This is a genomic window from Clostridium neonatale (genome assembly GCF_001458595.1).
GTDB classification, from domain to species: domain Bacteria; phylum Bacillota; class Clostridia; order Clostridiales; family Clostridiaceae; genus Clostridium; species Clostridium neonatale.
The window spans coordinates 2,990,245-3,016,053 of sequence record NZ_LN890328.1 but is presented as its reverse complement, the minus strand read 5'-3'; the positions used below and the strand labels follow the sequence as shown (position 1 = coordinate 3,016,053).

The 25,809-nt window shown below is 28.1% G+C and carries 13 protein-coding genes; 11 read left to right on the top strand and 2 right to left on the bottom strand.

Annotated elements, in window-relative coordinates; genetic code table 11:
* The first annotated feature begins 42 nt into the window (after window positions 1-42).
* From BN2920_RS20185 to BN2920_RS20170, 4 genes are all read left to right on the top strand, one after another.
* Window positions 43-9,300, top strand: coding sequence for a GH36-type glycosyl hydrolase domain-containing protein (locus BN2920_RS20185; protein WP_058296757.1), 9,258 nt, complete (start codon window positions 43-45; stop codon window positions 9,298-9,300).
* A 993-nt stretch (window positions 9,301-10,293) separates the two neighbouring features.
* Window positions 10,294-12,066, top strand: a complete 1,773-nt coding sequence (locus BN2920_RS20180) for an MBL fold metallo-hydrolase (protein ID WP_058296756.1) — start codon at window positions 10,294-10,296, stop codon at window positions 12,064-12,066.
* Window positions 12,067-12,934: 868 nt separating this feature from the next.
* Window positions 12,935-13,336, top strand: a complete 402-nt coding sequence (locus BN2920_RS20175) for a nucleotidyltransferase substrate binding protein (RefSeq protein WP_058296755.1) — start codon at window positions 12,935-12,937, stop codon at window positions 13,334-13,336.
* 4 nt (window positions 13,337-13,340) lie between these two features.
* Complete coding sequence (locus BN2920_RS20170) at window positions 13,341-13,643, top strand: nucleotidyltransferase family protein (protein ID WP_058296754.1); 303 nt, start codon at window positions 13,341-13,343, stop codon at window positions 13,641-13,643.
* 266 nt (window positions 13,644-13,909) lie between these two features.
* On the opposite strand, the gene BN2920_RS20165 is transcribed toward BN2920_RS20170, so the two are convergent.
* A complete protein-coding gene (locus tag BN2920_RS20165) occupies window positions 13,910-14,149 on the bottom strand; it encodes a hypothetical protein (RefSeq protein WP_058296753.1) in 240 nt (79 codons plus the stop codon).
* Between the two features lie 286 nt (window positions 14,150-14,435).
* On the opposite strand from BN2920_RS20165, the gene BN2920_RS20160 reads away from it, so the two are divergent.
* The 7 genes from BN2920_RS20160 (at window position 14,436) to BN2920_RS20130 (ending at window position 23,719) form a co-directional block, all read left to right on the top strand.
* Window positions 14,436-15,686 carry an N-acetylmuramoyl-L-alanine amidase family protein gene (locus tag BN2920_RS20160; RefSeq protein ID WP_058296752.1) on the top strand — a complete coding sequence of 417 codons (1,251 nt, stop codon included), beginning with the start codon at window positions 14,436-14,438 and terminating at the stop codon, window positions 15,684-15,686.
* A gap of 674 nt (window positions 15,687-16,360) precedes the next feature.
* A complete protein-coding gene (locus tag BN2920_RS20155) occupies window positions 16,361-17,293 on the top strand; it encodes a hypothetical protein (protein WP_058296751.1) in 933 nt (310 codons plus the stop codon).
* 137 nt (window positions 17,294-17,430) lie between these two features.
* On the top strand, window positions 17,431-18,711 hold the full coding sequence (locus tag BN2920_RS20150; protein WP_058296750.1) for a cadherin-like beta sandwich domain-containing protein: 1,281 nt from the start codon (window positions 17,431-17,433) through the stop codon (window positions 18,709-18,711).
* A gap of 246 nt (window positions 18,712-18,957) precedes the next feature.
* Window positions 18,958-19,767 (top strand): transglutaminase domain-containing protein, encoded by an 810-nt coding sequence (locus BN2920_RS20145; protein WP_058296749.1) that lies wholly within the window; start codon window positions 18,958-18,960, stop codon window positions 19,765-19,767.
* 141 nt (window positions 19,768-19,908) lie between these two features.
* A complete protein-coding gene (locus tag BN2920_RS20140) occupies window positions 19,909-21,135 on the top strand; it encodes an N-acetylmuramoyl-L-alanine amidase family protein (RefSeq protein WP_058296748.1) in 1,227 nt (408 codons plus the stop codon).
* Between the two features lie 131 nt (window positions 21,136-21,266).
* Complete coding sequence (locus BN2920_RS20135) at window positions 21,267-22,382, top strand: cadherin-like beta sandwich domain-containing protein (RefSeq protein ID WP_058296747.1); 1,116 nt, start codon at window positions 21,267-21,269, stop codon at window positions 22,380-22,382.
* Window positions 22,383-22,540: 158 nt separating this feature from the next.
* Complete coding sequence (locus tag BN2920_RS20130) at window positions 22,541-23,719, top strand: N-acetylmuramoyl-L-alanine amidase family protein (RefSeq protein ID WP_058296746.1); 1,179 nt, start codon at window positions 22,541-22,543, stop codon at window positions 23,717-23,719.
* A 152-nt stretch (window positions 23,720-23,871) separates the two neighbouring features.
* On the opposite strand, the gene BN2920_RS20125 is transcribed toward BN2920_RS20130, so the two are convergent.
* The gene (locus tag BN2920_RS20125) at window positions 23,872-25,713 is read right to left on the bottom strand and encodes an O-antigen ligase family protein (protein WP_058296745.1); all 1,842 of its coding nucleotides are present in this window, start codon (window positions 25,711-25,713) and stop codon (window positions 23,872-23,874) included.
* Window positions 25,714-25,809: the final 96 nt, after the last annotated feature.

Below are 25,809 nucleotides of genomic sequence, written 5' to 3'. Positions count from 1 at the left end.
CATAAGTTAATTTATAGTTGTACTTGGGAAGGGAGTTTTTTTATGTCACAAAAGAAAGATTCACATAATCTAAAAAGGAATATTTTAAATGAGCTTTCACAAAGCTATTCATCTATACATAAGAGTTATAAATATTTTAAGAAGTTATCTAAAAATAAGTATAAGATAATTGAATCTGCTAACTGGGTTCTTGATAATTTATATTTAATTGAAAGAGAATATAAAAACATAAAGCAATCTATTGGAAATGAATATTTTAAAACTCTACCTACATTAACTAGAAAGAATAATGATAGAGAAGTATATAATGTTCCACGTATATTTCATATAGCTCAGAATTATATAAATAGTAGTGCAGAATTTAATATAAAAGAAGTTTCAGATTATATTAACAACATTCAGGAAATAAAATCCGAAGAAATTATGTCTATTAGTTATAATATATCTAATAAAAATTTATTACTTAATATGAGTGAATTATGGGCTTTTCCACTTATGCTCAAGATAAATTTAATTTTAAATTTATCTAAATATATAGAAGAATTAGTTCTTATACAAAAGAGAATTGTTTTAGGGAGAAATATTGCAGAAAAGTTAATTGATAATAAAAATGTAGAAGAACATATTGAGGAAGATAAGTATAAAGACTTTTTGTTAAAGGAATTTTTTATTACTTTAAGAAACAACTCTATAAGTGATAGTGTTGGATATAAATTCCTAAATGATAGATTTAATATAAAAGGTGAGTTTAATGAACAACTATTTAAAAGTGATCTTAAAGAAAAGATTCTTAATCAAAAAATGAGTGAGTATTTTATTAATATAAGAAAAGTTGAAAATATACCATGGGAAGTTTTTTTTGAAAATACATGCGTGATTGAGAAATTTTTAAATATGGATCCATCAAATACTTATAGCAGTATGGATTTTGACTCAAAAGATTATTATAGGCATAAGATTGAAGAAATGTGTGAAGTAATCAATTTTAGTGAATATGATCTTACTAAGGATATTCTAACTAAGTGTATAAATGCACAAATTAACAATGAACCAGAATACAAGCATCATGTTGGTTATTATATAATAGATGAAGGTGTCAAAGAACTTAAGGGATGTTATCATAACTTAAATGAAGTTATATCGCAGGGGGGATACTTAGGTATAAATATTTTTGGAAGTATACTTCTTTCTATTCTTGTGTTATTTATTAGCATGATTTTTGGAACAGTATTTACAAAAGCAAAGTTTATAGTGTCCTTTTTACTTATTTTAATTCCTATGAGCGAAGTTATAACGAGTGGTGTGAACTGGATTGTTTCAAAAAGTGTTTCAATAAAATTTATTCCTAAACTAGATTTTAGTAAGGGAATTTCAGAAAATAATAAAACAGTAGTTGTTATTCCAACAATATTAAATAGTAAAGAACGTGTTAAGTTACTTATGGAAAAATTAGAAGTTATGTATTGTGGGAATAAAGATAAAAATTTATATTTTGCACTTTTAGTAGATTTTAATGACTCTAAGAATGAATATGAAAAAGAAGATATAGAAATAACACAATATGGTGTAGAGTATGCTAAAAAGTTAAATGAGAAATATTGTAAGAAAAATCACGATGATTATAAGTTTTTCTTTTTAAGCAGAAAAAGAGTATATAATGATAAGCAAAAAGTTTATATGGGTAGAGAAAGAAAGCGTGGAAAGTTAATGGAGTTTATATCTCTTATAAGAGGCAGTGATAATAATACATTTGATGTTATAAGCAGCCATATAAAAATTTTAGCTGATGTCAAATTCATGATTACGTTAGATGATGATACGTTTATGCCAAGAGAGACTGCAAGCAAGCTAATAGGTACCATGGCGCATATATTAAATATACCATATGTAAAAGATAAAAAAGTTGTACGTGGTTATGGTATTATGCAGCCTAAAATAGGAATATCTTTAGAAGCAAAAAATAAAACTTATTTTTCTAAGATTTTTGGTGGAGATTATACAGTTGATCAATATTCTACTGCTTATTCTGATACATATCAGGATCTTTTTGGAGAAGGTTCATTCACCGGAAAAGGTATAATAAATATAGATGAATTCTATAACATGGTAAATGGTGCAATAAAAGAAAATAAGATTTTAAGTCATGATCTTCTTGAAGGAGGCCTTGCAAGAAGCGCATTGGTTAGTGATATTGAATTTATAGATGGTTATCCATCAACATATATATCAAGTTGTTCAAGACTTAAGAGATGGGTAAGAGGTGATTGGCAGCTAATAGGATGGTTGTTTTCTAGAAGATTATCATCTTTATATAAATGGAAGATATTTGATAATTTAAGAAGATCGTTAATTGCACCAATAATGCTTATAACAATCATACTTTCATTAACTTATTTGAGAAGTAACAGAGTAGTTTTGCTTAGTTTTTTAATTTTAATTATTCCATTGGTATTTAGAATAACGGATTTTGTTGTTACACCTAAATATAAATTACAAGGTACATTTAAAAGCTTAGAACAAATAGTTTTGATAGTATCATTTATCCCATATCAGGCTTTTTTAATGCTTGATGCTATTTTAATAACATTATATAGAGTTATTTTTTCTAAAAGGAATTTACTTGAATGGAAAAGTTCTGCTCAAGTTGAATGTGAAAGAGAAACCATAAGTGGAAATTCATTTAAGGGGTACCTAAAAGAAATGTGGATAGCTCCTGTAATGGGATCTGTTCTAATATATCTTTCAGTATATATTAGCGTTCCAATAGTTCTATATAGTGTGATTGTTGCAACTCTATGGGTATGCTCACCTTATTTTGCATACAACATAAGTAAAAACATTGAACATAAGCAAGAGGAAATAGGAGAAGATGATAAGAATTATTTAAGAACAATTGCTAGAAGAACATATGCTTATTATGAAGATTTTTCTAATGAAGAAAATAATTATTTAGCTCCAGATAACTATCAGGAGAGTCCGTTTAAAGGAGTAGCATATAGAACATCACCAACTAATATTGGAATGGGACTTATGTCACATGTAATAGCATATGACATGGGCTACATAACATTATTTGATCTTGTAGATAAGATAGATATTACTCTTTATAATATGAGGGATTTAGAAAAAGTCAAAGGACATTATCTAAATTGGTATGATACAAGAAGTAAAAAAACACTGTATCCAAGATATATATCAACTGTTGATAATGGAAACTTTTTAGCTAACTTGTGGGTTGTAAAATCTACTTTGCAGGAAGTGAGAAATAATCAGCTTATAAGAAAGGAAGAAGTCAAAGCAATTCATGATATATATAGGATAATAGAAGAAGAAAATCCCAGTGTTAGTTGCAGATTTAATGATGATATAAATATTAATGAATATACTTCAACATTAAGCGATATATGTGTTAAAATTACAAATTTTAAGGAAGAATTATGTGAAGATGATAAAAATAAATCTGAAATTAATTATTGGATATATAAAATAATTAAAGAAATAAATAAGAAAATAAATAATTATGATTGCATATTTGAAGGGTTAGATAAGCTTTATAGCAAAGATTTTCTTGAAGGTGTCCCAAACATTCATGAGATAATTAAAAGAATTGAAGATCATAAACAAAGTAATAATGGAAGTATTAGCGGAGAACTAAATGCTAAACTACTATATTTAAAAGATTATGAAAGTAAGATAGATAATATAATAAGTGAAATAGATGAAATAACAAATGAAATGGATTTTTCTTTTCTTTATGACGATGAAAGGAAACTATTTTACATTGGATATAATGTTGACGAAGACTCATTTGGAGAAACTTATTATGATCTACTTGCATCAGAAGCAAGAATTGCATCATTTATATCAATAGCTAAAAATGATGTTCCTAAAGAAAACTGGTTTAGCTTAAACAGATCAATAACAAATGCTTTTCATACCCATACTCTTGTTTCATGGACTGGTACAATGTTTGAGTACTTTATGCCTTCATTAATTATGAAAGCTTATCCACAGACATTACTTTATGAAACTTATAAAGGTGTAATTAAAGCACAAAGAGTTTATGCAAAGCAAAAAAAGATTCCATTTGGAATATCAGAATCAGCTTTTTATAAATTTGATATAGAAGATAATTATCAATACAAAGCTTTTGGAGTACCTGGCTTAGGATTAAAACGAGGACTTGAAGAGGAAGTTGTTGTTTCTCCATACTCAACATTTATGATTTTGCCTTTTAATCAAGGTATAGCTATAAAGAATCTTAATAGACTTAAAAAAATAGGTGCTGTTGGCAGATATGGATTTGTAGAATCTGTCGATTTTACAAAAGCAAGGGAAGATAGAATTCTACAAAATTATTCAAAAACATATGAAGAACATCAAAGTGAAAATAATACACAACTTGTACATGAATGTGCACATAGTGTTAATAAACAGTACAAAAATGTGGATAACTCTGTGGACAGTGTGCATAACTCTATGAATAATTATAAAAAAGTGTATAAAACTAATGATGTTCATTGTGTAAATAATGTGGATAACTTAAAAAATCACAAAAATGATAGAAAAAAGATGCTCTATAATTCTAATGATGAGGGTGAGAATAATAATTCATCAAACGACAATTATGTGAATAACTTTGTGGATTGTGTAGAAAAAGGTTGTGGATTATCTGAAAAAGAAGGAGAAAATTGCACAGGTGTAAATGATCAGTGTGAATATATTTATAATGATGGTTTGAGACCATACATTATAAGAACATATATGGTACATCATTTAGGAATGTCCTTTATGGCTTTAGATAATGTTTTATTAGATAATATATTAATTAATAGATTTCATAAGTTACCAGAGGTTAAGGCGACTGAGTTATTGCTTAAAGAAAAAGTATCTCATAGTGTGACATATGAAAGAGGAGAGGATTATTCAATAAAATATAGATATATAGAGAGCGAAGAATTGGGACCAAGAACCTTTAACAGCATAAACTATAAAAATCCACAGGTACTTTTAATGTCCAATGGAGAATATTCATCTATGGTAACTTTCACTGGAAGTGGGTATTCTAAAAAAGAGGATATGATGCTATATAGATATAAAGGCGATTCAACTGCCGATGATAGTGGTATGTTCTTTTACGTAAAAAATCTAAATTCTAATGATTTTTGGAGTGCTTCATATGAGCCTTGCAAGAGTTTTGGAGAAAACTATAAAGTAACCCTTGAACTTGATAAAGCTAAGTTTGAAAGAAAAGATGGTAATATTGCAACAAAGATGGAAAGCGTTATTTCGTATGAAGATAATTATGAAGTAAGAAAAATCACAATAAATAACTTGAGTGATAAAGGCAGAAGCATTGAAGTAACAAGTTATGGTGAAATTACTTTAACAACATTTAGTGCTGATATAGTTCATCCAGCCTTTTCAAACTTATTTGTTCAAACAGAATATGATGAAGAAGAAAATTTATTGATAGGAAGCAGAAGAAGCAGAGTTAAGGGTGGAAAAGTTCCTTATATATTCCACAAGGTAGTAGTTAATGGAGCATCAGAGGGAGATATAACATATGAAACTTCAAGAATAAATTTTATAGGAAGAAATAGAGAGCTTAAACATCCAAGAGCAATGGATAATGACAGAACTTTAGAAAATACAGTAGGTACAGTTCTAGATCCTATAATGAGTTTAAGAGTCAGAGTAAGACTTGAAGGTAAAGAAAAGAAAGCAATATATTTTGTAACAGGAACTACAGATTCAAGAGATGAAGCTATAAACATTTCAAAGGAAAAGTGTAACGTTACAGCTTTAGAAGAATTGTTTAATAAATATTCCATTGCAATTCAATTAGAATTAATGAATTTAAGAATAAAAAGTGCTCAAGCAAATCTATATCAGACATTAGCTTCAAATATTTTATTTTTAAGTAATAATAGAAAAGATAGAGAAGAAAGTATAAAAAATATTTCGAAGCATCAAAAGGATTTATGGGCATATGGAATTTCAGGAGATTTGCCAATTATATTCACAACAATAAGAGATGAAAAGAATGTGCATATTTTAAGCTCAGTGATAACCTTTCATCATTATCTAAAGATAAAAGGTATAAAGAGTGACCTTGTCATATACAATGAAGAAGTTGCATCTTATGATGAGCCACTGCAAAAAAGTATAATGCAAGAGATATCTTTAAATAATGAAAATAATAGTATTAATGTGGCTGGAGGAATATTTATTCATAATAAAGCTACTATGATAAATGATGTAAAAGAATTATTAATGGGAATATGTAGAATTTATATAGACTGTGAAAAAGGATCATTAATAAATCAATTTAATAGTGAGGAATTAATAGATAATAGTACTTCTTTAACTAATAAACTAGAGCGAAATAATGCCATAGAAGATGATTCGAAAATAAAAGATAATTTGAAAATAGAAAATAGCTCAGAAGAAGAAAATGTTCTACTAAATAATGAGAGTGAAATTGAATTTGTCGAAGATGAGGAATTTGATTTAGAAGATATAGATGAGGAAACATTATTTATAGATGAGATGAAAGCAATAGATTCTGAGTTACAAGAAAATCATAAGAATTATGATATTGAAGAAAAAAATATTTTAGATAATGGTGTAAATAATAATTTAAATAAAGTTAGTGATTCCAATAAAATAAATTATGAAGAATATGATCATGATGAAGAAGTTATCCATACAGACGATGTTATTGCAGGAATGAATAATACTGGTAGTATAAAACAAAGTATTAAAGCTAACAATGCAAAATCAGATTTGAAAAAACATGATAACATAGAGTCAGTATTACATGAAAATGAGCTTCTTAGTATAGATAGATTATTTAATAAGGATAATTTAGATTTTTATAATGGCTATGGTGGATTTGATAAAAAGGATGGAACATATTTAATTAAGTTATCTAAATTTAAAAATACTCCAGCACCATGGATTAATGTTATTTCAAATAAAGATTTTGGATTTCATATTTCGGAAAGTGGAGCATCATATACTTGGTGTGGAAATTCAAGAGAGAATAAAATAACACCATGGAGTAATGATTATATACGAGATCCATTAGGTGAAGCGTTGTATATTAGGGAAAATAAAAGTGGAAAATATTTTTCTATAACACCTAAACCAGTTCGTGATGAAGGAGATTATTTTATAAGACATGGTTTTGGTTTTTCTGAATTTACGCATAAAGCTTATGATATAAATGGTAAACTTGAAATATTTGCACCAGAAAATGAAAAAGTGAAGATTCAGATTGTTACATTAGAAAATTTAGGTGATGAAGATAAAGAAATATCAGTTTTCTATTATGCTAAATTAGTTCTTGGAGTATATGCTTATGACAGCGAAAGATATATATCAACATATATAGAAGATGATTTCATAGGTGGAGTAAATCCATATAGTGAATACTTTGGAAGACTGAATGCTTATTTAAGTATGATTGGTACTGAAGAAACTTCATTTACTGGAGATAGAAGAGAGTTCTTAGGTGTGGGTGGAGAATTGGCATCACCACAAGGTTTAAGTAAGAGTGCTCTAAGTAATAGATGTGGGAGCATATATGACCCTTGCTTAGTCGTGGAAGGTAAGATAACTCTTAAGAAGGGTGATAAAAAAGAAATAGTTATACTTTTAGGCGAAGATGAAAAAGAAAATGTAGAAATCATAATTAATAAGTATAAAAATATAAAAAATTCTAGAATTGAATTAAATAATGTAAAGACCTATTGGAGAAATTTCCTAGGAAATATACAAGTAAAGACACCAGATGACTCAATGAACTATCTTTTAAATGGATGGCTCTTATATCAGACATTCAGCTGCAGATATTTAAGCAGAACGGCATTTTATCAAAGTGGAGGTGCATATGGATTTAGGGATCAGCTACAAGATTCTATAGCACTTGGAGTTGTAGCTCCTGAAATAACAAAGAATCAAATCTTAATAAGTGCATCAAGACAGTATTTGGAGGGAGATGTCCAGCACTGGTGGCATCCTGTTGTAAACTCCGGAATAAGAACGCGTTTTAGCGATGATTTATTATGGTTACCTTATGTTACAGCAGAATACATAAATAATACTGGTGATTATAAAATATTAGAAGAAAAAGCACCTTATCTTGAAGATGAACCTTTAAGAGAAGGCGAAGATGAAAGATACACAATAGTTAATAATTCATCAAAAGAAGGAAGTATTTATGAACATTGTTTGAAGGCAATAAACAAAGCATTAAAATTTGGTGAACATAACATTCCTCTTATGGGAAGCGGTGACTGGAACGATGGAATGAGCACAGTTGGAAATAAGGGAAAAGGAGAAAGTGTATGGCTTGGATGGTTCTTGTATTCAATTTTAGATAAATTCTCAATTATAGCTAAAGAAAAAGAGGATATTAAAAACAGTGAATATTTTATTAAGCAAAAAGAATTTATTAGAGAAAATTTAGAAAAGAATGCCTGGGATGGCGGCTGGTATAGAAGGGCATACTTTGATGATGGTACTCCGCTTGGATCAAGAGAAAATCCAGAATGTCAAATTGACTCACTTGCACAAAGCTGGTCTGTTATTTCTGATGCTACAAGAGTAAAGGATAATGGGAAATATGAAGAAACAAAGAAACGAGGAGTAGAGTTTTACAGTAAACGTGCAATAGAAGCTATGGATGCTGTTACTAATAACCTTGTTAAAAAAGATAAATCAATGATTCTTCTTCTTGCACCACCGTTTAATAATTCATATTTAGAACCAGGATATATAAAAGGATATGTACCTGGAGTTAGAGAAAATGGAGGACAGTATACACATGCTGCAGTTTGGGTAATATTAGCCTTAACTAGATTAAATTTAGGAGATAAAGCTGTTAAGTACTATAATATGATAAATCCAATAAATCATGCAAAAACAGAACTTGAATGTATGACTTATAAACTCGAGCCTTATGTAATGGCAGCAGATGTGTATATAAGAGAGCCGCACGGAGGAAGAGGCGGCTGGAGCTGGTATACTGGAGCAGCAGGTTGGATGTATAAGGTAGGAATAGAAGATATCTTAGGACTCAAGAAACATCATGAAAAAGGATATATAATTGATCCATGTGTACCAAGCGATTGGAATGAGTATGAATTAAAAATAAAAAATGAAAATGAAGATTATAGTATAAAAGTAATAAGAAGTGATAAAAATATGATTATCATAAATGGCGAAGTAAAAGAAGAGATGATAATTCCTAGAAACTTAGGTAAACTTAAAATAGAAGTACATTTTAAATAAGGGACGTAGAATCAGAGTTTAGAGGATAACACCCGAAATTCAATATATGATATGCTCGTATTGTAGGAAAATTTGAGTTAAAAATTCTACAGACAGAGGCTGTGACCAAAAATGTTTGCTCCAACAACAAGTGTTTGACAAACAATTTTGGAACAGCCTCTGTCTAAGAATTTAATAACTCAAATTTTCAATACAATACTACACATAAGCAGAGAACCCAAATCTTTGATTTGGTGTGAATCGCTTACCCAACGAACGAATGTGAGTCGGGTATTCATATATTGAATTTCTTTGTTTTCCTATAAAATCATAGACATCTAACTTTTTTAGTTATAATTTATGTTTTAGGAATATTCTATGCCTAAAAATATAGTTTTCAATCACTTATAATAATTTATGGAACTACTTATCTCCCTGTATCCCCCAATAAATAAGAAAAGATCTGTATTGCAGCATAGCTGTTCCTTTTATAAGTGCACATTTTTAAGAATATATATCCTTATATTTATAAATTTATACCTTTTAAAAAATGATAAAATATTAACTTTATTAATTTAAAAATGTATCTATTCACGACAATAATAGTATTAGATACTATGAGTTTAGATGAAACAAAGAAATAAAGCTCTCATATTGGGCGGAGAGTTGCCTTCAAAAATGAAGCTTTAGAATTTTTACATTAATGATTGTTCCAAAATTGTTTGTCCGATGCATATAATGCTTGGTAAGATATTATCCTTGCAGTATAGTCATCTTCATATACTTATAAAGATTTTTCCTTTTTGTATCGGAGCAAACGGTTTTGGGCACAATCATTGATGTTTAAATTTTTAGCTTCATTTTTGTAGCAAGCGAGCCCAATTTCGGTTATTTCACTATAAACTTAATGCCTCCCTTATTTAATTTAAGAATAATTTAAGCATAAATATTTGAAAGCAATTATCAATTATTGTATAATGAAGGATGTGATTAAATAAGGAGGATACTAAATAGATGATCAACTTAAAAAAGACGTCAAGCTTAATTGCGATGGCTTTACTTGTAAGCTTTTCCACAGTATCTACAGAGGCAAAGGCTATTGATAAAGAAAAAAGTGTACAAGTAGCATCATCACAGGGGAAAGAAGATAATACGATATCTTCAGAAAGTGGACAATCAAATAAAAAAGAAACTACTGAAAAAGTGGTATCAAAAGATAAAGAAAATGTTAAAGAAGAGAATAACGAAGAAGAAAGTTTAAATAATGAAAAAAGTACAGATGAAGATAAAAATGAAGATAAAGATAAGGATGGGGAAGAAGTACCATCATATCAATGGTTAAAGGTTCATGATAAGCTATTTTATTATGTAAATGGTAAGCAATACAATGAGCCAGGATGGTTTAACGAACATGATATTAATCCAGAAGCTGATGAAAATAAGATGTATTACATAGAAGATGATGGAACTGTAGCTGTAGGGTGGAAAGAATTTTCAGATAAATGGTATTACTTTGATGAGAATGGTGTTATGCAGACAGGATGGCAGCAAATAAAATATTCTTGGTATTATTTTGATAAGTATGGAGAAATGAAACAAGGATGGATAGAAGATAACGGTGACAAATATTATCTATATGAGTCAGGAAACATGGCTGTAGGCAAGAAATACATAGATGGAAATTGGTATCGCTTTGGTCAAGGTGGAAAACTTTTAGTTGGAAGATACTATGATAATGGAAAAATATACTATTCTAACAAAGATGGAGTTATGGTATCAGACAAGTGGATCTCAATAAATGGAAATGATTATTATGTTAAAACAGACAGCTCTCTTGCTGTTGGTAAAGTAATAATAGATAATAAGTTAGAAATTTTTGATGAATCAGGAAAACATATAGACACTAAAGATCTTGATGACGATTATTTGTTTGTAAAACAATTAGATGTTGGGGATGCTGACTGTGCATTTATAAAGCTTCCAAATGGTGAAACTGTATTAATTGATACAGGTACTCCTGAATCTTCTGAAAAATTAGTTAACTTTTTAAAAGAGCAAAATCTTAAAAAATCAAAGGATAAATATGTAATAGATCATGTAATAATAACACATGGACATTCAGACCATATTGGAGGATTACGAGCTGTTTTAGAAAACTTTAAAGTAAAGAATGTGTATATGCCTAAAATAGCAAAAATGCAAAACTGGGCAGCGGGCGTAAAAGAAACAGATGAAAATAAAGAACAATTAGAAATGTTAAGATACGATTATAATGTTTATAAAGATGCAATAAATGCCATGGATGAATATGGAATTGACTTTACTGATCCAGTAAAAGGTGAGTACATAGATAAAGAAAATATACTTCAATTTGTACAATCTGACTCATATTTTGGACCTGCTGGGCCAGATAAGCTTACAGCAGATTATTGGGGAATAAATAATAACTCTGCAATAGTTTATTTAAATTATGGAGATTTCCAAATGCTTTTTACAGCTGATATGGAATGGACAGCTGAAGCAAACTTTATAAATAATGACTTATTAGATGGAAGACAAGTTGATGTATTAAAAGTTGGACATCATGGAAATGATACTTCATCAACGGGAAATTTTGTAGCATATGTTAAAGCACCAATTGGAATAATAAGCAGAGCAAAAGAGAGTGTTACTGAAAACAGAGCTTATAAAGATTTGATAAATGGTGGAGTAAGCTTATATGAAACAAGTGCTAATGATGGAGTTTCAATATATGCAACTGAAGAAAATTGGACTTTTGGAAAATAAATATAGGATGTAGAATCAAAGTTTAGTGGATAACAACCGAAATTCAATATATGATAGGCTCGATTGTAAGAAAATTTGAAGCAAAAATTCTAAAGATAGAGGATGTGCCCAAAAATGTTTGCTCCAAAAAGCAAGTTTTTGGACAAACAATTTTGGAACATCCTCTATCTAAGAATTTAATACTTCAAATTTTTAATACAATACTACGCCTATTCATATATTGAATTTCTTTGTTTTTTCTAAAATCATAGATATTTAATTTTTCTTGCTATAATTTATGTTTATGGAATATTCTATATCTAAAATGTAATTCCATAAATTGTATTAATTTATGGAACTACTTAGAAAAGCCTCGTATATTCCAATAAATAAGAAAAGATCTGAATTGCAGTATATCTACTCTTTGGCATATAATGCTTGGCGAGGCATGAGCCTAGCAGTATAGTCCATCTTCATCTACTGATGAAGATGTTTCTTTAAAATGCCTATGAGTAGATATTTCCTTAAACAGAGAAAATATATGAATAATTATATATTTATCTCCATAAAACCCTCATAAAATAAGCAAATTTTTAAGAATCTATATTCATATATTTATAAAATTATACCTTTTAAAAAATGATAAAATATTAACTTCTTAAATCTTTAAACATGCATAAATAAATATTCCGTAATTTAAAAATTCATTTATTTACAAAAATAATAATGCGGTGCTAATAATTTAGCTTTATTTCACTATAAACTCTGTACGTCCCTTATTTATGCTATGTAATATATACTCAATTACTTTATGTTTAATGGGTTTTAAGAAAAATGTACATGGGTTATAATATATAATGAATAGTATAAAAATATGGAGGGTCTTAAGATGGATGAATTAAAAGATATAAGATGGAAGCAGAGATTCGAAAATTTTAATAAAGTATATACTCTTTTGGAGAAATATTCTAAGGGGGAAAATCTATCAGAACTAGAGCAAGCGGGAATAATACAATTTTTTGAAATGACATTTGAACTTGCATGGAAAGTGTTAAAAGATTATTTAGAGAAAGATGGATTTATAGTAAAAAGTCCGAGAGAAGCAATAAAACAGGCATTTCAAAATGATTTAATAAATGATGGCCATATATGGATAGAAGCATTAGCTAATAGGAATTTAACTACTCATACTTATGATTCAGAGCTAGCAAATAAAATAGTTCAGGAAATAGTTAATAGATATTTTCCAGAAATAAAAATAATGCATGATAAATTAGAAAAGGAATTATAGAATAATGTGCGGTTTAACTAATAAAGATTTGTGTTATATTCTAGATGGAATAAAAAAGCATACTGAAATAGATAAAGCTATAATTTTTGGAAGCAGAGCTCTTGGGAATTATAAGAAAGGATCGGATATAGATTTGACTATATCTGGAGTAGAAATAACTAAGGATATTTTAAATGATTTATATGATTATTTAAATGAAGTATGTCCATTGCCATATTTTTTTGATCTATTGCATTATGAAAGTATAACAAATGATAATTTAAAGAAACATATTGATGAATATGGAAAATTAATATATAAAAAATAATGAGCTATTGAAAAATGCACTGGCTGGAGTAATTTTAAATTATAAAAAATGCCTCCCTAAGAGGGAGGCCTATGAGTGCTGTAAACAGTCACTCTATTTGAGAAATTAGAAAAAATGAAAAAAATCTAATTTCAATACATATGGTATTATGGGGTACATTAATATTGTTACCATATATAACTAATAATATTCATATTATTAAATTAATTCCTATTTTTCTTTCAGTATTTTCATGAAATTGTTTGATTGTATTTTATAAAATTAATTTAATATGTATTTTTTCTTTTAGCAGAGTTTTTTTCATTAATAAAAGACTCTTCAGTATCTAACATACTTTCTGTATAATCAAACTCCTGATTAGCAATGTTATTGACAACAATCGAATCTACAGCAGGATTGGGCATGTTAATAGGAAAGTCAACTCCAGTTGCACTTTCAACTTCACTTTCTGTTGGATGATAGTTAGTTCTTTGCTTTGGTAAATAACTAGAATCTTTTTTATTCATAATATTCTCATTAGATATTAATAAAATATCTAATTTAGCCTCCTTAATATTTTAGATTAACATCTAAAATAATCATACTAATAATTATTTTAGATGCTTAAGATAAAATTCTTATATTCTTAGTATTTCAGTTATAATAAAAAAAATGTATTATTTATGTGGTAAAATATACCTCAAAAATTGTCACAAAAGTTATACCAATATGACCAAATTTTATTGTATAATATAATAAATCTAAAAAAATTAGGTTATAACTAATGAAAAATATACAATTGGAGGTAGAATTATGCAAAAAAATGCAAAGCGTATAATTTCAGCAACCCTTGCAATTAATGCATTATCAGCAATAATTCCTGCAAGTAGCTCAAATTTAATGATGACAGAAGTACAAGCAGCATCAGAATATGGAATAACTAATCTAAAGTTATGCAAAACGTCAGGCTCAAAGACTATAACTTTATATGAAGATTCTGATTATGATGATTCAGTAAAATTTAAAAAGAGCAAAGCAAAATATTATGCAAAGACAGATTCAAGTTCAGTTAATGTAAGAGTAACTGAAGAAGATGGATATGAAACAAAAATATTTAAAACTTCAAGTTCAAGTGCAGATGCATTTGATCCAGAAGAAAAAATAAGCATTAAATCTGGGACAACTACTTTATATGTAAGAACTTATAAAGATGGTGAATTTGATGAAGATAATGTTAAAGATAATGTAGTAAAAGAGTACAAGGTATATGTTAAAAAGGTTTCATCGTTAGATGAGGAAGTTGATGATGACGATTATGATGATATATATTTAGATGATTTAACATTGACATATAAGGATGATGATATAGATTTTGATTTTGAAGAAGATAAATCTACATATAACATAGAAGTAAAAAATAGCGTAACATATGTTAAGGTATGTGCAGAACCAGAAGATGAAGATTATTCAGTTAGAATTAACGGATCAACAGTTGATGAGGATGATGACTGGGAAAAGAAAGTAAATCTTGAAGAAGGAAAGAATACAATAACTGTTAAAATAAAATATGATGGTGATGAAAGAGTATATACTTTAAATATTACAAGAAAAGCAAGCTCATCATCAAGCAATACAGATAATGATAATTCAAACAATACAACTGATTCTAATAATGGAACAAGCACTGTAAAAGTAAATCAATGGGTAACAGTAAATGGGAAATGGCAATATAATGATGCATCAGGTAATCCAATAAAGAATACATGGTTTTATGATAGAGGATATGGACAAACTTACTATTTAGATGCTCAAGGCAACATGGTTACTGGATGGCTGTATAAAGATAGTAAATGGTATTATCTTGATAATAGTGGAGCTAAAAGAACTGGATGGCAATTAGTTGGAGGCGAATGGTACTATTTAGATTCAACAGGAGTTATGAAAACAGGCTGGTTAAAAGATTTAGATGGTAAATGGTACTACCTAAAAGAAAGTGGAAAGATGGCACGTAATGAGACTATTAATGGATATAAGCTTGGTTCGAATGGGGCATGGATTAAATAGGAACGCATTTTCTAAACAGAAATGTGGGCTATATTGCTAGACTCATACTTCGTTAAGTGACTCTATGCCTGGCTAAAAATACTACTATTAATGGCTATAAATTAGGCTCTAATGGGGATTAGATAAGATATAAAATAACGCATATAATTAAGTATTATTTAACAGATAAGATTCTAAACTAGATAGAAGTTTAGAATCTTATCTGTTTTTTAATACTATCAACTGGTATGTATAATCTTTACTAAAATAATATTCAGATTAATTTTATATGGATCATTATATTACTAATAATATTTATTTACTATTAATGTAAATACTAATATCATTAATTTATACATTAATGAATTAGAATATTTATCTATGCCTTTATAAATTGGTAGATACAACATTAAAAATATAAATATAGCTATACATATAAATATAAATATTTAAAGTTAAAGTATTATAAATTTAAAGAGTTAATTATAAAATTAAAATAGTTATAAAAACATAATTAAATTTTATGATATATACAAAATATTTATTTATATGGTAAAGTATGAGATATAATATATAGTATATAAAATAATTTATTTTATAATTAATGGCAAATTAATACTAAATTAAGAAAATGTTAATAATTTTATTACATTTAAAAGATACAATAGAATTAATATAAAATTGGAGGAATTTTTATGAATAAGAATATAAAGAGGATAATAGCTTTAGTTATATCGCTAATTTCAGTTTGTAGTATAGGAAATGTTACAGGAGTAAAATTATTTGAAAAGGCAAATGCAATATCAAGTGTTGTTCATGTAGGAGAATTAAAAGATTTGTCAGTTAAAACTATAGAAGGTGAAGAACTAGATCTTTTAAGCAGTTTTGATGAAGATGATGTTGTAGAATATGATAGCCAAGATAAAGAATATAAAATTATTTTACCAAAAGACAGTGATGGAATAAGAGTAAGTGCTGCAGTAAAAAGTGATGAAGATAAAGATGATGATAATGGTGGAAAATATGTAGTAAAAGTTTTTACATCTGATAAGGGTGATGCTAAAGCATATGATGCAGGTGATGATTTAAGTATTGAAGATGATAGTACGACTATATATGTAAGAACATATAAATCAAAGAGTAAGTTTAATGATGTATATAATGATGAGAGAGTAACACAATGTGCTGAGTCTTATAAAATAACTGTTAAAAGAGAAGGAAGCATAAGCAAAGATGAAACAGAAGGCATAACAAATAGTAGTACAAGTATTGTATTACCTAAAATTAATGTAACAGATATAGCTAAGACTACTGAATTTAAAAATCAATGGGTACAAAAAGGTGATTATTGGTTACGCTATGATGAAGAAGGACAAGCGCTTAGAAACACATGGTTTAAGGATTCTAATGGAAAATGGTATTACATGCAGACTAATGGATATATGACAACTGGATGGAGATTTATAGATGGAGATTGGTATTACTTCAATCAAAGTGGTGCAATGACTACAGGATGGGTTAAAACTGAAGATGGTACTTGGTATTATTTAAAGGAAAATGGAAAGATGGCGCGTAATGAGACTATCGATGGATATGAATTAAATAGCAAAGGCGAGTATATTAAATAATTATAAATAATTTAATAGAAATTATTTGAAACATATAGATTAATTATATGAATACATTATATTTTTAAATATGATTTATAAGATTCTACTATCATATAGAAAATTTATGATTAAAACATAAAGAAGGGAAAAGTGCCATGAATAGGAATGCAATTAAAATAATAGCGTTAACACTTACAATAAGTGCAACATCATCAGTGTTGCCATCAACATTAAGTATAAGTACATCAGAGGTTATGGCATCAAGTCTTTTTACAGGGGTTGAGTCATTATATGTTTGCAAGGGAGAAAGTTCATCTTCATTAACTTTATATAAAGATTCTGAATTTAAATCTTCTACAAATATAAAAAGTAGTATAACTAAATATTATGCTCAACTTCCTGAAAATACGAGCAAGTTTAATATAGAGGTAGAAGAAGATGACGGATATACTGTTGAGATAACAGCAGATGGAAAAAGATATAATTCAAAAGATGGAATACCTATATCAAAGGGATCTTCAATAAATGCAAAAATAAAAGTATATGATGATGAAGATGATTCTTTAGTTAACACAATAACAATAAATGTTACAAGAGCTGGAGAAGGATCATCAGACAGTGATGACGATGATGAAGATAACTATGATGCTATATATTTAGATAAATTAAAGATAAAGAGTAATGACAAAGATATAGATTTTGATTTTGATAGTCACAAAGAAAAGTTTTCTGTAAATGTAGGTAATACAGTTGATAAAGTAACAATTGTTGCTGAGCCAGTGAATGATGAGGATAAAGTAAAAATCAATGGAATAAGAGTTAACGAAGAAGATGATGATTATGAAAAAGATGTTAATTTAGGTATAGGAAATAATACTATAAAAATTACAGTAGAAAACAAAGATGATGAAAAGAGACAATATATAATAAATATAAAAAGAGAAGGAAGTACAGCAACTTCAAATATCACATCGACAAATATTAACTCTACAAATAATTCAGCATCAAAAACAGTAGATGGTAAAACAATGGCTACTGGAATAGATATTGCAAATTCTTCATTTTATGATAATGTAACAAATAACTCATCATATGTTGGATATGTTAGTAAAACTGCAGATGCAAAAAATAAATGGGTTAAGAATGGTGTTAATTGGCAGTACTTTGACAATAGTGGTAATCCTTTAAGAAATAAATGGTTTAAGGATTCTGATGGCAAGTGGTATTACTTCCAAACTAATGCTTATATGACAACAGGATGGAGATTCATTGATGGAAGCTGGTATTATTTTGATAAGACAGGATATATGTTATCAAATAAATGGGTAAAAGACACTGATGGAAAGTGGTATTACTTTACAGGCACTGGTGAAATGGCACGTAATGAAACTGTCAATGGATATAGAATTGGTTCGAAAGGGTATTGGATTGAGTAGAAACGCATTTCCTAAAGAGAAATGCGGGCTATATCGCTAAACTCATACTTCGTTAAGCGGCTATATGCCTGGCAAAAAGCACTACAATTGATGGATATATACTTAATGCAAAAGGACAAATGATAGAATAATAATTTGAAATAAGAAAAGATTTAATGCTTTAATTTTTAAAGGTTTCTTGGTTAACAATAATAGATTTAAACTAAGAAGCCTTTAATCTACATATATATTAAGGAGGTATTCGCTATGAAAAAATCATTTAAAATATTATTAGCAGCTTTAACTATAACTCAAACAGTATCATTCTGCGCTAATGCTGTTACATATAAATATTACAACTTATCTCAAATTGATGATGAGGTATATAATAGTGCTTTAAATAGGGAGACAACGTATTCATTTATCTATTCTGGAGATAAAGATGATATAAAAGAATCTTTAATTAAAGAAATACAAAATGCATACTCAAAGGATGATTATTTAAACAAATCATGGAGTAGAATAAGATACAGTGCATCAAGCGATTATGGAAAGAATATAAAGGTTACAGTTAATACTGATTTTATGACAACAAAAGAAGAAGAAGATTATATTGATGCAGAGCTGCAAGCAATTACTAATTCTATAATTACAAATAATATGAGTGATTATGAGAAAGTTAAGGCTATCAATGATTATTTAGTAAATAGATATGAATATGATTATGATCTTTTAGACAGAGTTACAAAAGTAAATTCAGGCGCAGTAACAGATGAAAATTATATTGAGGAAGTGTACAATAGAATAAATGTATATTCAGCATTAAAAACATCAAAGACAGTATGTCAAGGCTACTCTATGACTGCCTATAAAATGATGAAATATGCTGGACTAGAATGTAGAATAATTGAAGGAACATTAAAGGGTGGAGAACATGTTTGGAATAAAGTAAAAGTTAATGGGATTTGGTATTATCTAGATATAACCAATAATGATACTACTAAAAGTAATAAATATTTTCTAGTTTCTGAAGATTATTTACAATCACAAGGCTATATTTGGCAAGAAAAATTATAAAAAAGTACTAAAAGCATTTAAAAATATTGTATAATATGGTAGAAGGAATTTTTTAAGGATAATTTAAGAAAATCCAGATTTACAGTAATATTGTACAATGATAGAATTATAATTAAGATATGAAAAGGGAGGAAAGAAATAATGAATAGAAAGAATATCACTAAAATAGTTGCTGTTGCGTTAACAGTAAGCGCTTTTTCTGCAATAGCACCAACAACACTACCATTTAATCTTGGTACAAAAGCAGCATATGCTTCTTCTGATAATGAAGGTATCAAAGATATTAAATCTAGTAAGGGAACAATGTATAAAAAATCAGACTATTCTTCAAAGACAAGCTACAAGGATAGTATAGATAAATATTATATAAAGTTATCAGAAAGTACAAGCAAATTTAAAATAACTGCAACAGCAAAAAGTGACTATACAGTAGAAGTCGTTGATAAAGATGATGATGATGAAGATATCAATAAAGAGGATATTTCTATCAAAAAAGGAAAAACAAAAACTCTTTATGTAATAAGTAAAGATAAAGATGGAAAAGAACAATCTAAAGTTACTATAAAAGTAAAAAGAGCAGATAGTGATGATGATAATGATGATAATGACGATTATGATGATATTTATTTAGATGATTTATCTTTAGAATATGATGGTGATGATATAGATTTTGATTTTGATGAAGATAAGTCAAGCTTTGATATAAAAGTTAAAAACAAAGTAAGTTATGTTAAAGTAACTGCAGAGCCAGAAGATGATGATTATACAGTAAAAATAGATGGTACTACAGTAGATGATGATGATGATTGGCAAAGTAAGAAGATTTCATTAAAAGAAGGAAAAAATGAAATTGTTGTTAAAATAAAAAATGATGATGGAGATAAGAGGGACTATACATTAAATATTACTAGAGAATCAAGTTCTTCATCAAATTCAACAAGTAATAATTCAACAAACAATAATTCTTCAAATAATGGTACAACAAATAATAATGTAAAGACTGGATGGGTTCAATCAGGTGGAAAGTGGTATTATAATGATGCTAATGGTTCGCCTACAAAGAATACTTGGTTCTATGATAGAACTTATGGACAAACATATTATTTACAAGCAGATGGTTCTATGGCAACAGGATGGTTATTCAATAACTCTAAATGGTACTACTTAGGTACAAATGGAGCTAAAACTACAGGATGGCAAAATGTTGGCGGAACTTGGTACTATTTAGATAGTACTGGTGCTATGCAAACAGGATGGTTTAAAGATAAAGATGGAAAATTCTATTATCTAAATGCATCAGGAGCTATGCTTAAAAATACAACTGTTCAAGGATATAAATTAGGGCCTAGTGGAGCATGGATAAGATAAAATAATATTAATAAAGCTGTTTCAATAAAGAGAATATCTTAATCTGAAGCAGCTTTATTTTAAAGTATAATATATGTATATATTATTACATATAATGTTATGATATATTTGTAATTTAGGAGGGGGAAAATATGAATAAAGGATTAAAGAAAATATTGGGACTAGCTATAGCTATTAATATAATTTCAGGAGTTGTTCCTACAACATTATCTATAGGTGCACAAGAAGTGCAAGCTGCAACTAGAAGTGGATATTTAGAGGGGATTGAAGTAGAAACAAATAAAGATAAAAATGTAACATTATACACTAAGAGTAATTGTAAGAGTGATTATAAATTAAGTAAGTTAGATGATGACGATAAAATTCCTACAAGTCTTTATGGAGAAGTATCCGATAGTGTAAAAAAACTTAAAATAACAAAAGTTGATTTAACAGATGACAGTAAATATTCTTATAAGATATATAAGGGTAGCGATGAGATAGATTTAGATGAAGAAGTAAAAGCCTCAAGCAATACTACATTAAAAGTAAAGGTTTTTGAAGGCGATACTCTTAAAGAGACTTACAGCATAAAAATTGAAAAAGACGATGATGATGACGATGACGACATGGATGATGATATCTATCTAGATGACATTACATTAACTTATAACTATGATACTGTAAAACTTGGATTCAAACAAAAAACAACTGAATATAATATAGAAGTTGAGAATAAAGTAAACTTCCTTAGAATAGCCGCAGAGCCTGAAGATGATGATGACAGGGTTAAGGTTAATGGGGTTAGAGTTAAGGATGAAGATGATTGGGAAACTAAGGTATCTTTAAATGAAGGAAAGAATAAGATAGAGATAGAAGTAAGAGATGAAGATCAAGAAAATGAAAGAACATATGTTATAAATGTTACTAGACTTTCAACAAATGGAACTTCATCAAATAATACTACATCAAGCACAACAGGTACATCTAGTAACACTAACTCAGCTAAGAACACTGGATGGAAGTATACAAATGGAAAATGGCAGTATTATGATGCAAATGGAAATCTATATAAGAATAGCTGGTATACAGATGCAAGAGGAAAGAGTTATTATTTAGGTACTGATGGGAATATGGTTACAGGATGGGCTAATGTAGGTGGAAATCAATATTATTTTGATTTAGTTAGTGGCGAAAGAAAAACTGGGTGGATATGTTTAGGAAAAACATGGTATCAATTGGACAGCAGAGGTGCATTGGTTAAGTAGTGACAATGATCAATAAAATGTTATAAAAAAGTTTAATATTTCGAAGCTATTGATTTAGTGTATATTCTATAAAAGTTTATAGAATATACACTAATATATTTGAATCGCTGTTAAACGTATACAGAATATTGTATAATTATATAATAGAGGTGATGAAAATGAAAAAATATATAAAAAGAATAACTGTATTTATAACAGTAGTAATGTCATTTGGAGTAATGACTAATATTAATCTACTGGATTTTAACAATGCTGTATATGCTGTATCATCTGATGTTATATCTCAATTAAGATTAAAGTCAGGGGAATCAGGAGTTGGGCTGTATTCAAGTCGTAATTATAAACGTGAAAATAAAATATATCAATATGATAAGCTTCCAGAATTTATATATTGTCATTTATCAAGTAATCAAAAAACTATAAAAATTGATACTATAGAGACTGGAGCAGCAGATATTAGAGTATTTGTTGGGGAGGGTAAAGAAAAATTAAATAGCATAAATGATGCTATCAATATAAAAAGCGATAGTAAAGAAAAAATATTTATAAGAATATATGATTCCAAAGCTGCATCTGATGATGATGATATTAAGGAGTATGAGATTGTAGTTGATCGTGATGAAGGTGAAGATTATGACACTTATGTTGAAGAAGAAGAAAATCAATTAGATGGCGCTAAAGATGATGTATATTTAGATAGAATATCATTACTTAATGATGGTAAGAAGATTGACTTTTTATTTGATGAAAATCAAACTATATATAATATTAATGTAGATGAGAGTATAGGGTATCTTACAATTAAAGCTGTGCCTAAAACAGATGGGGATAGAGTAAAGGTAAATGGTGATACATTAGATAAAAAAGGCGATGATAAATATAAAAAGGATGTTAATCTTGAAAAAGGGAAAAATGTAGTTAAGGTATCTGTAATTGGTGACAATTATGTAAAAAGAGAATACTTTTTAAACATAGTTAGAGGTAAAGCTGTAAATAATGTTACTACAAATAAAAATGATAATAATAATGTATCTAAGGCTGATACTGTAAATAATTCATCACAAAATACAGTGATAAAATATAATGAGAGTAATAATAAAGCCATAAATGTTCAGCAAGCAGCATGGCTATATAGAAATTCTGATGGAACATTAGCTAAAGGCTGGAAAAATATAAATAACGAATGGCATTATTTTGATGAAAATGGTGCAATGAAAACAGGGTGGATTCAACTAGAAAATAAATGGTATTATCTAAATACAAATACAGGATCTATGGCTAAGAATACTGTAGTAGATGGATATAGATTAGGAAATGATGGTGCTTGGGTAAAATAATAAGAGAAAAACAGTATGGAATGTAGAAATAGAAAGTTATTATCATGAATTAATAAAAATTTTTAAGGTTTAGTTACAAATAAAAAATAGAGCTGAATGAAGGCTATTAACCAATTTTCATTCAGCTCATTATTTTGACTTAATTAGCTTTATTAAGCTTTAGCATTTTTTCTGTTCATATAATTTACAGCAACTCCAACCCCTAAAAGAATCCAGAATATTGGAGCAACACTTATGACTGAATCATTGAATACTCCAGCTAATAAATATCCTATAACACCTAGTGATATAGCAGCTCCAAAGAGCTCAGAAGTTTTATATTCTTTCTTTAATGCATATAATTTTAAGCTATCAATGATGTATATTAGCATTATTCCAAGGAATGCAATTAATGCTATTAATCCGTTATTTAGAGCTATTTGTAGATATAAGTTATGAGGTTTATCTACAGTCATATTTGGTGTATCATAAGCGTAATATTTTCCTATAAGGTCATTTTGAGGAAATTCAAGTACAAATGTATCAGGACCTTTACCAAGTATTAGATTATCTTTAAGTAATGGAATAGATCTTGACCAAATGTAACCTCTCATAGAACCTAATTTTTCTTTTCCTGCAAAACCAAATGTTTCAGGAAATTCTATATCCATATCTTCATAAGTAGCTGGATTTATTAAATGTATGCTACCATCTTCTTTTACTTTAAATAAGAATGATATTTTGCTATCACCTGTAGGTGATAATTGTAGTATATCCATTTTATCAACTGCTTCAGACGATTTAAAAAGCTTGAATGAAACATTAGCAAAGGCATCACTATTTAATAAATAACAGTCCTCACCTTTAGAGATTGAAAGTCTGTTATTAGAAGAATCAGTAAATTTATATTTATTATCTTCAAATGAAATATTTAATGTTTCATTTTGGAAGACTACTTGAACAGCGCCATTTTCATTGGTTATATCTTTAACAGGAACTAAATCTTTATAGTTAACATCGCTTGTATTACTTAAAATACTGAACGCATCTTTAAAAAGCGAAGGAACTCTTGAAAATACACTTCCACCTGTCATAAAGTTAAGACCTATAATGATAACAGCAATAGAGCCTATACCTATTAGAAGCTGTTTCTTATTTTTAAATATTAATTTCCCAAACATTATAATGGCAATGAATATACTTCCTAGTACTCCAACTAAGCCACCACGAGATGTACTACCAAATAATAACCAAAGTGCAGCTAAAAAGCCTATTCCAATTACTATTTTATATATAACATCATCTTCAATAAACATTGAACAGAAAATAACTGGAAGTAGAACGGCAACAAAGCTTCCTACATAGTTATAGTGAAATAATGTACCATAAAGTTTACCGCCTTCACCGTATAGTAACTTAAACTGTCCACCAGTTTTTTCAATAATACTGTTTGGAACTGAAATTAGCTTTCCTAGTTCAGTATTTATTAAATCTTGACCAGCGTATTGAAACATTCCTAAAAATGCATTTATAAACACTACAATCAATATTGGAATTATAATAAATCTATAATTTTCAGTACTTTTAAATGTATAAATTGAATATATAAACAATAATACATAACAAGCAATTGTTATAAATCCTTCAGCTCTATTATATACACCCCAAAATGCTATATGCTTATAAGGAGAAAAAATAGATGAAAGCAGACAGAATAATAAAAACACAACACTTAGTGCTAATATAATATGTATTATTTTATCTTTCTTTTCGAAAATTTGTTTAAAACAAATTGCTGAAATAATGATTAAAATTATGGTAAATATAGCTAGTAAAAGAAATTTATTTTGTGAAAATAATTCATACTGGGTAGAAACACCCCATATTGTTTGAGAAAATTCATCTAATTTAACTTCTTTTGCACGAACTATTAATGGAACTATAGCTAGCACAAAAGATATAGGCAAGAAAAAACCAATGGGATTTTCTTTAAGATACTTTTTCAAATTTTCCAAAGTCAACACATCCTATTTCTTATATTTTATTTTTGAGAAGTCATATTCAACATTAATAAGTAATTATATTACATGTATTGAATATGCTTAAACTAT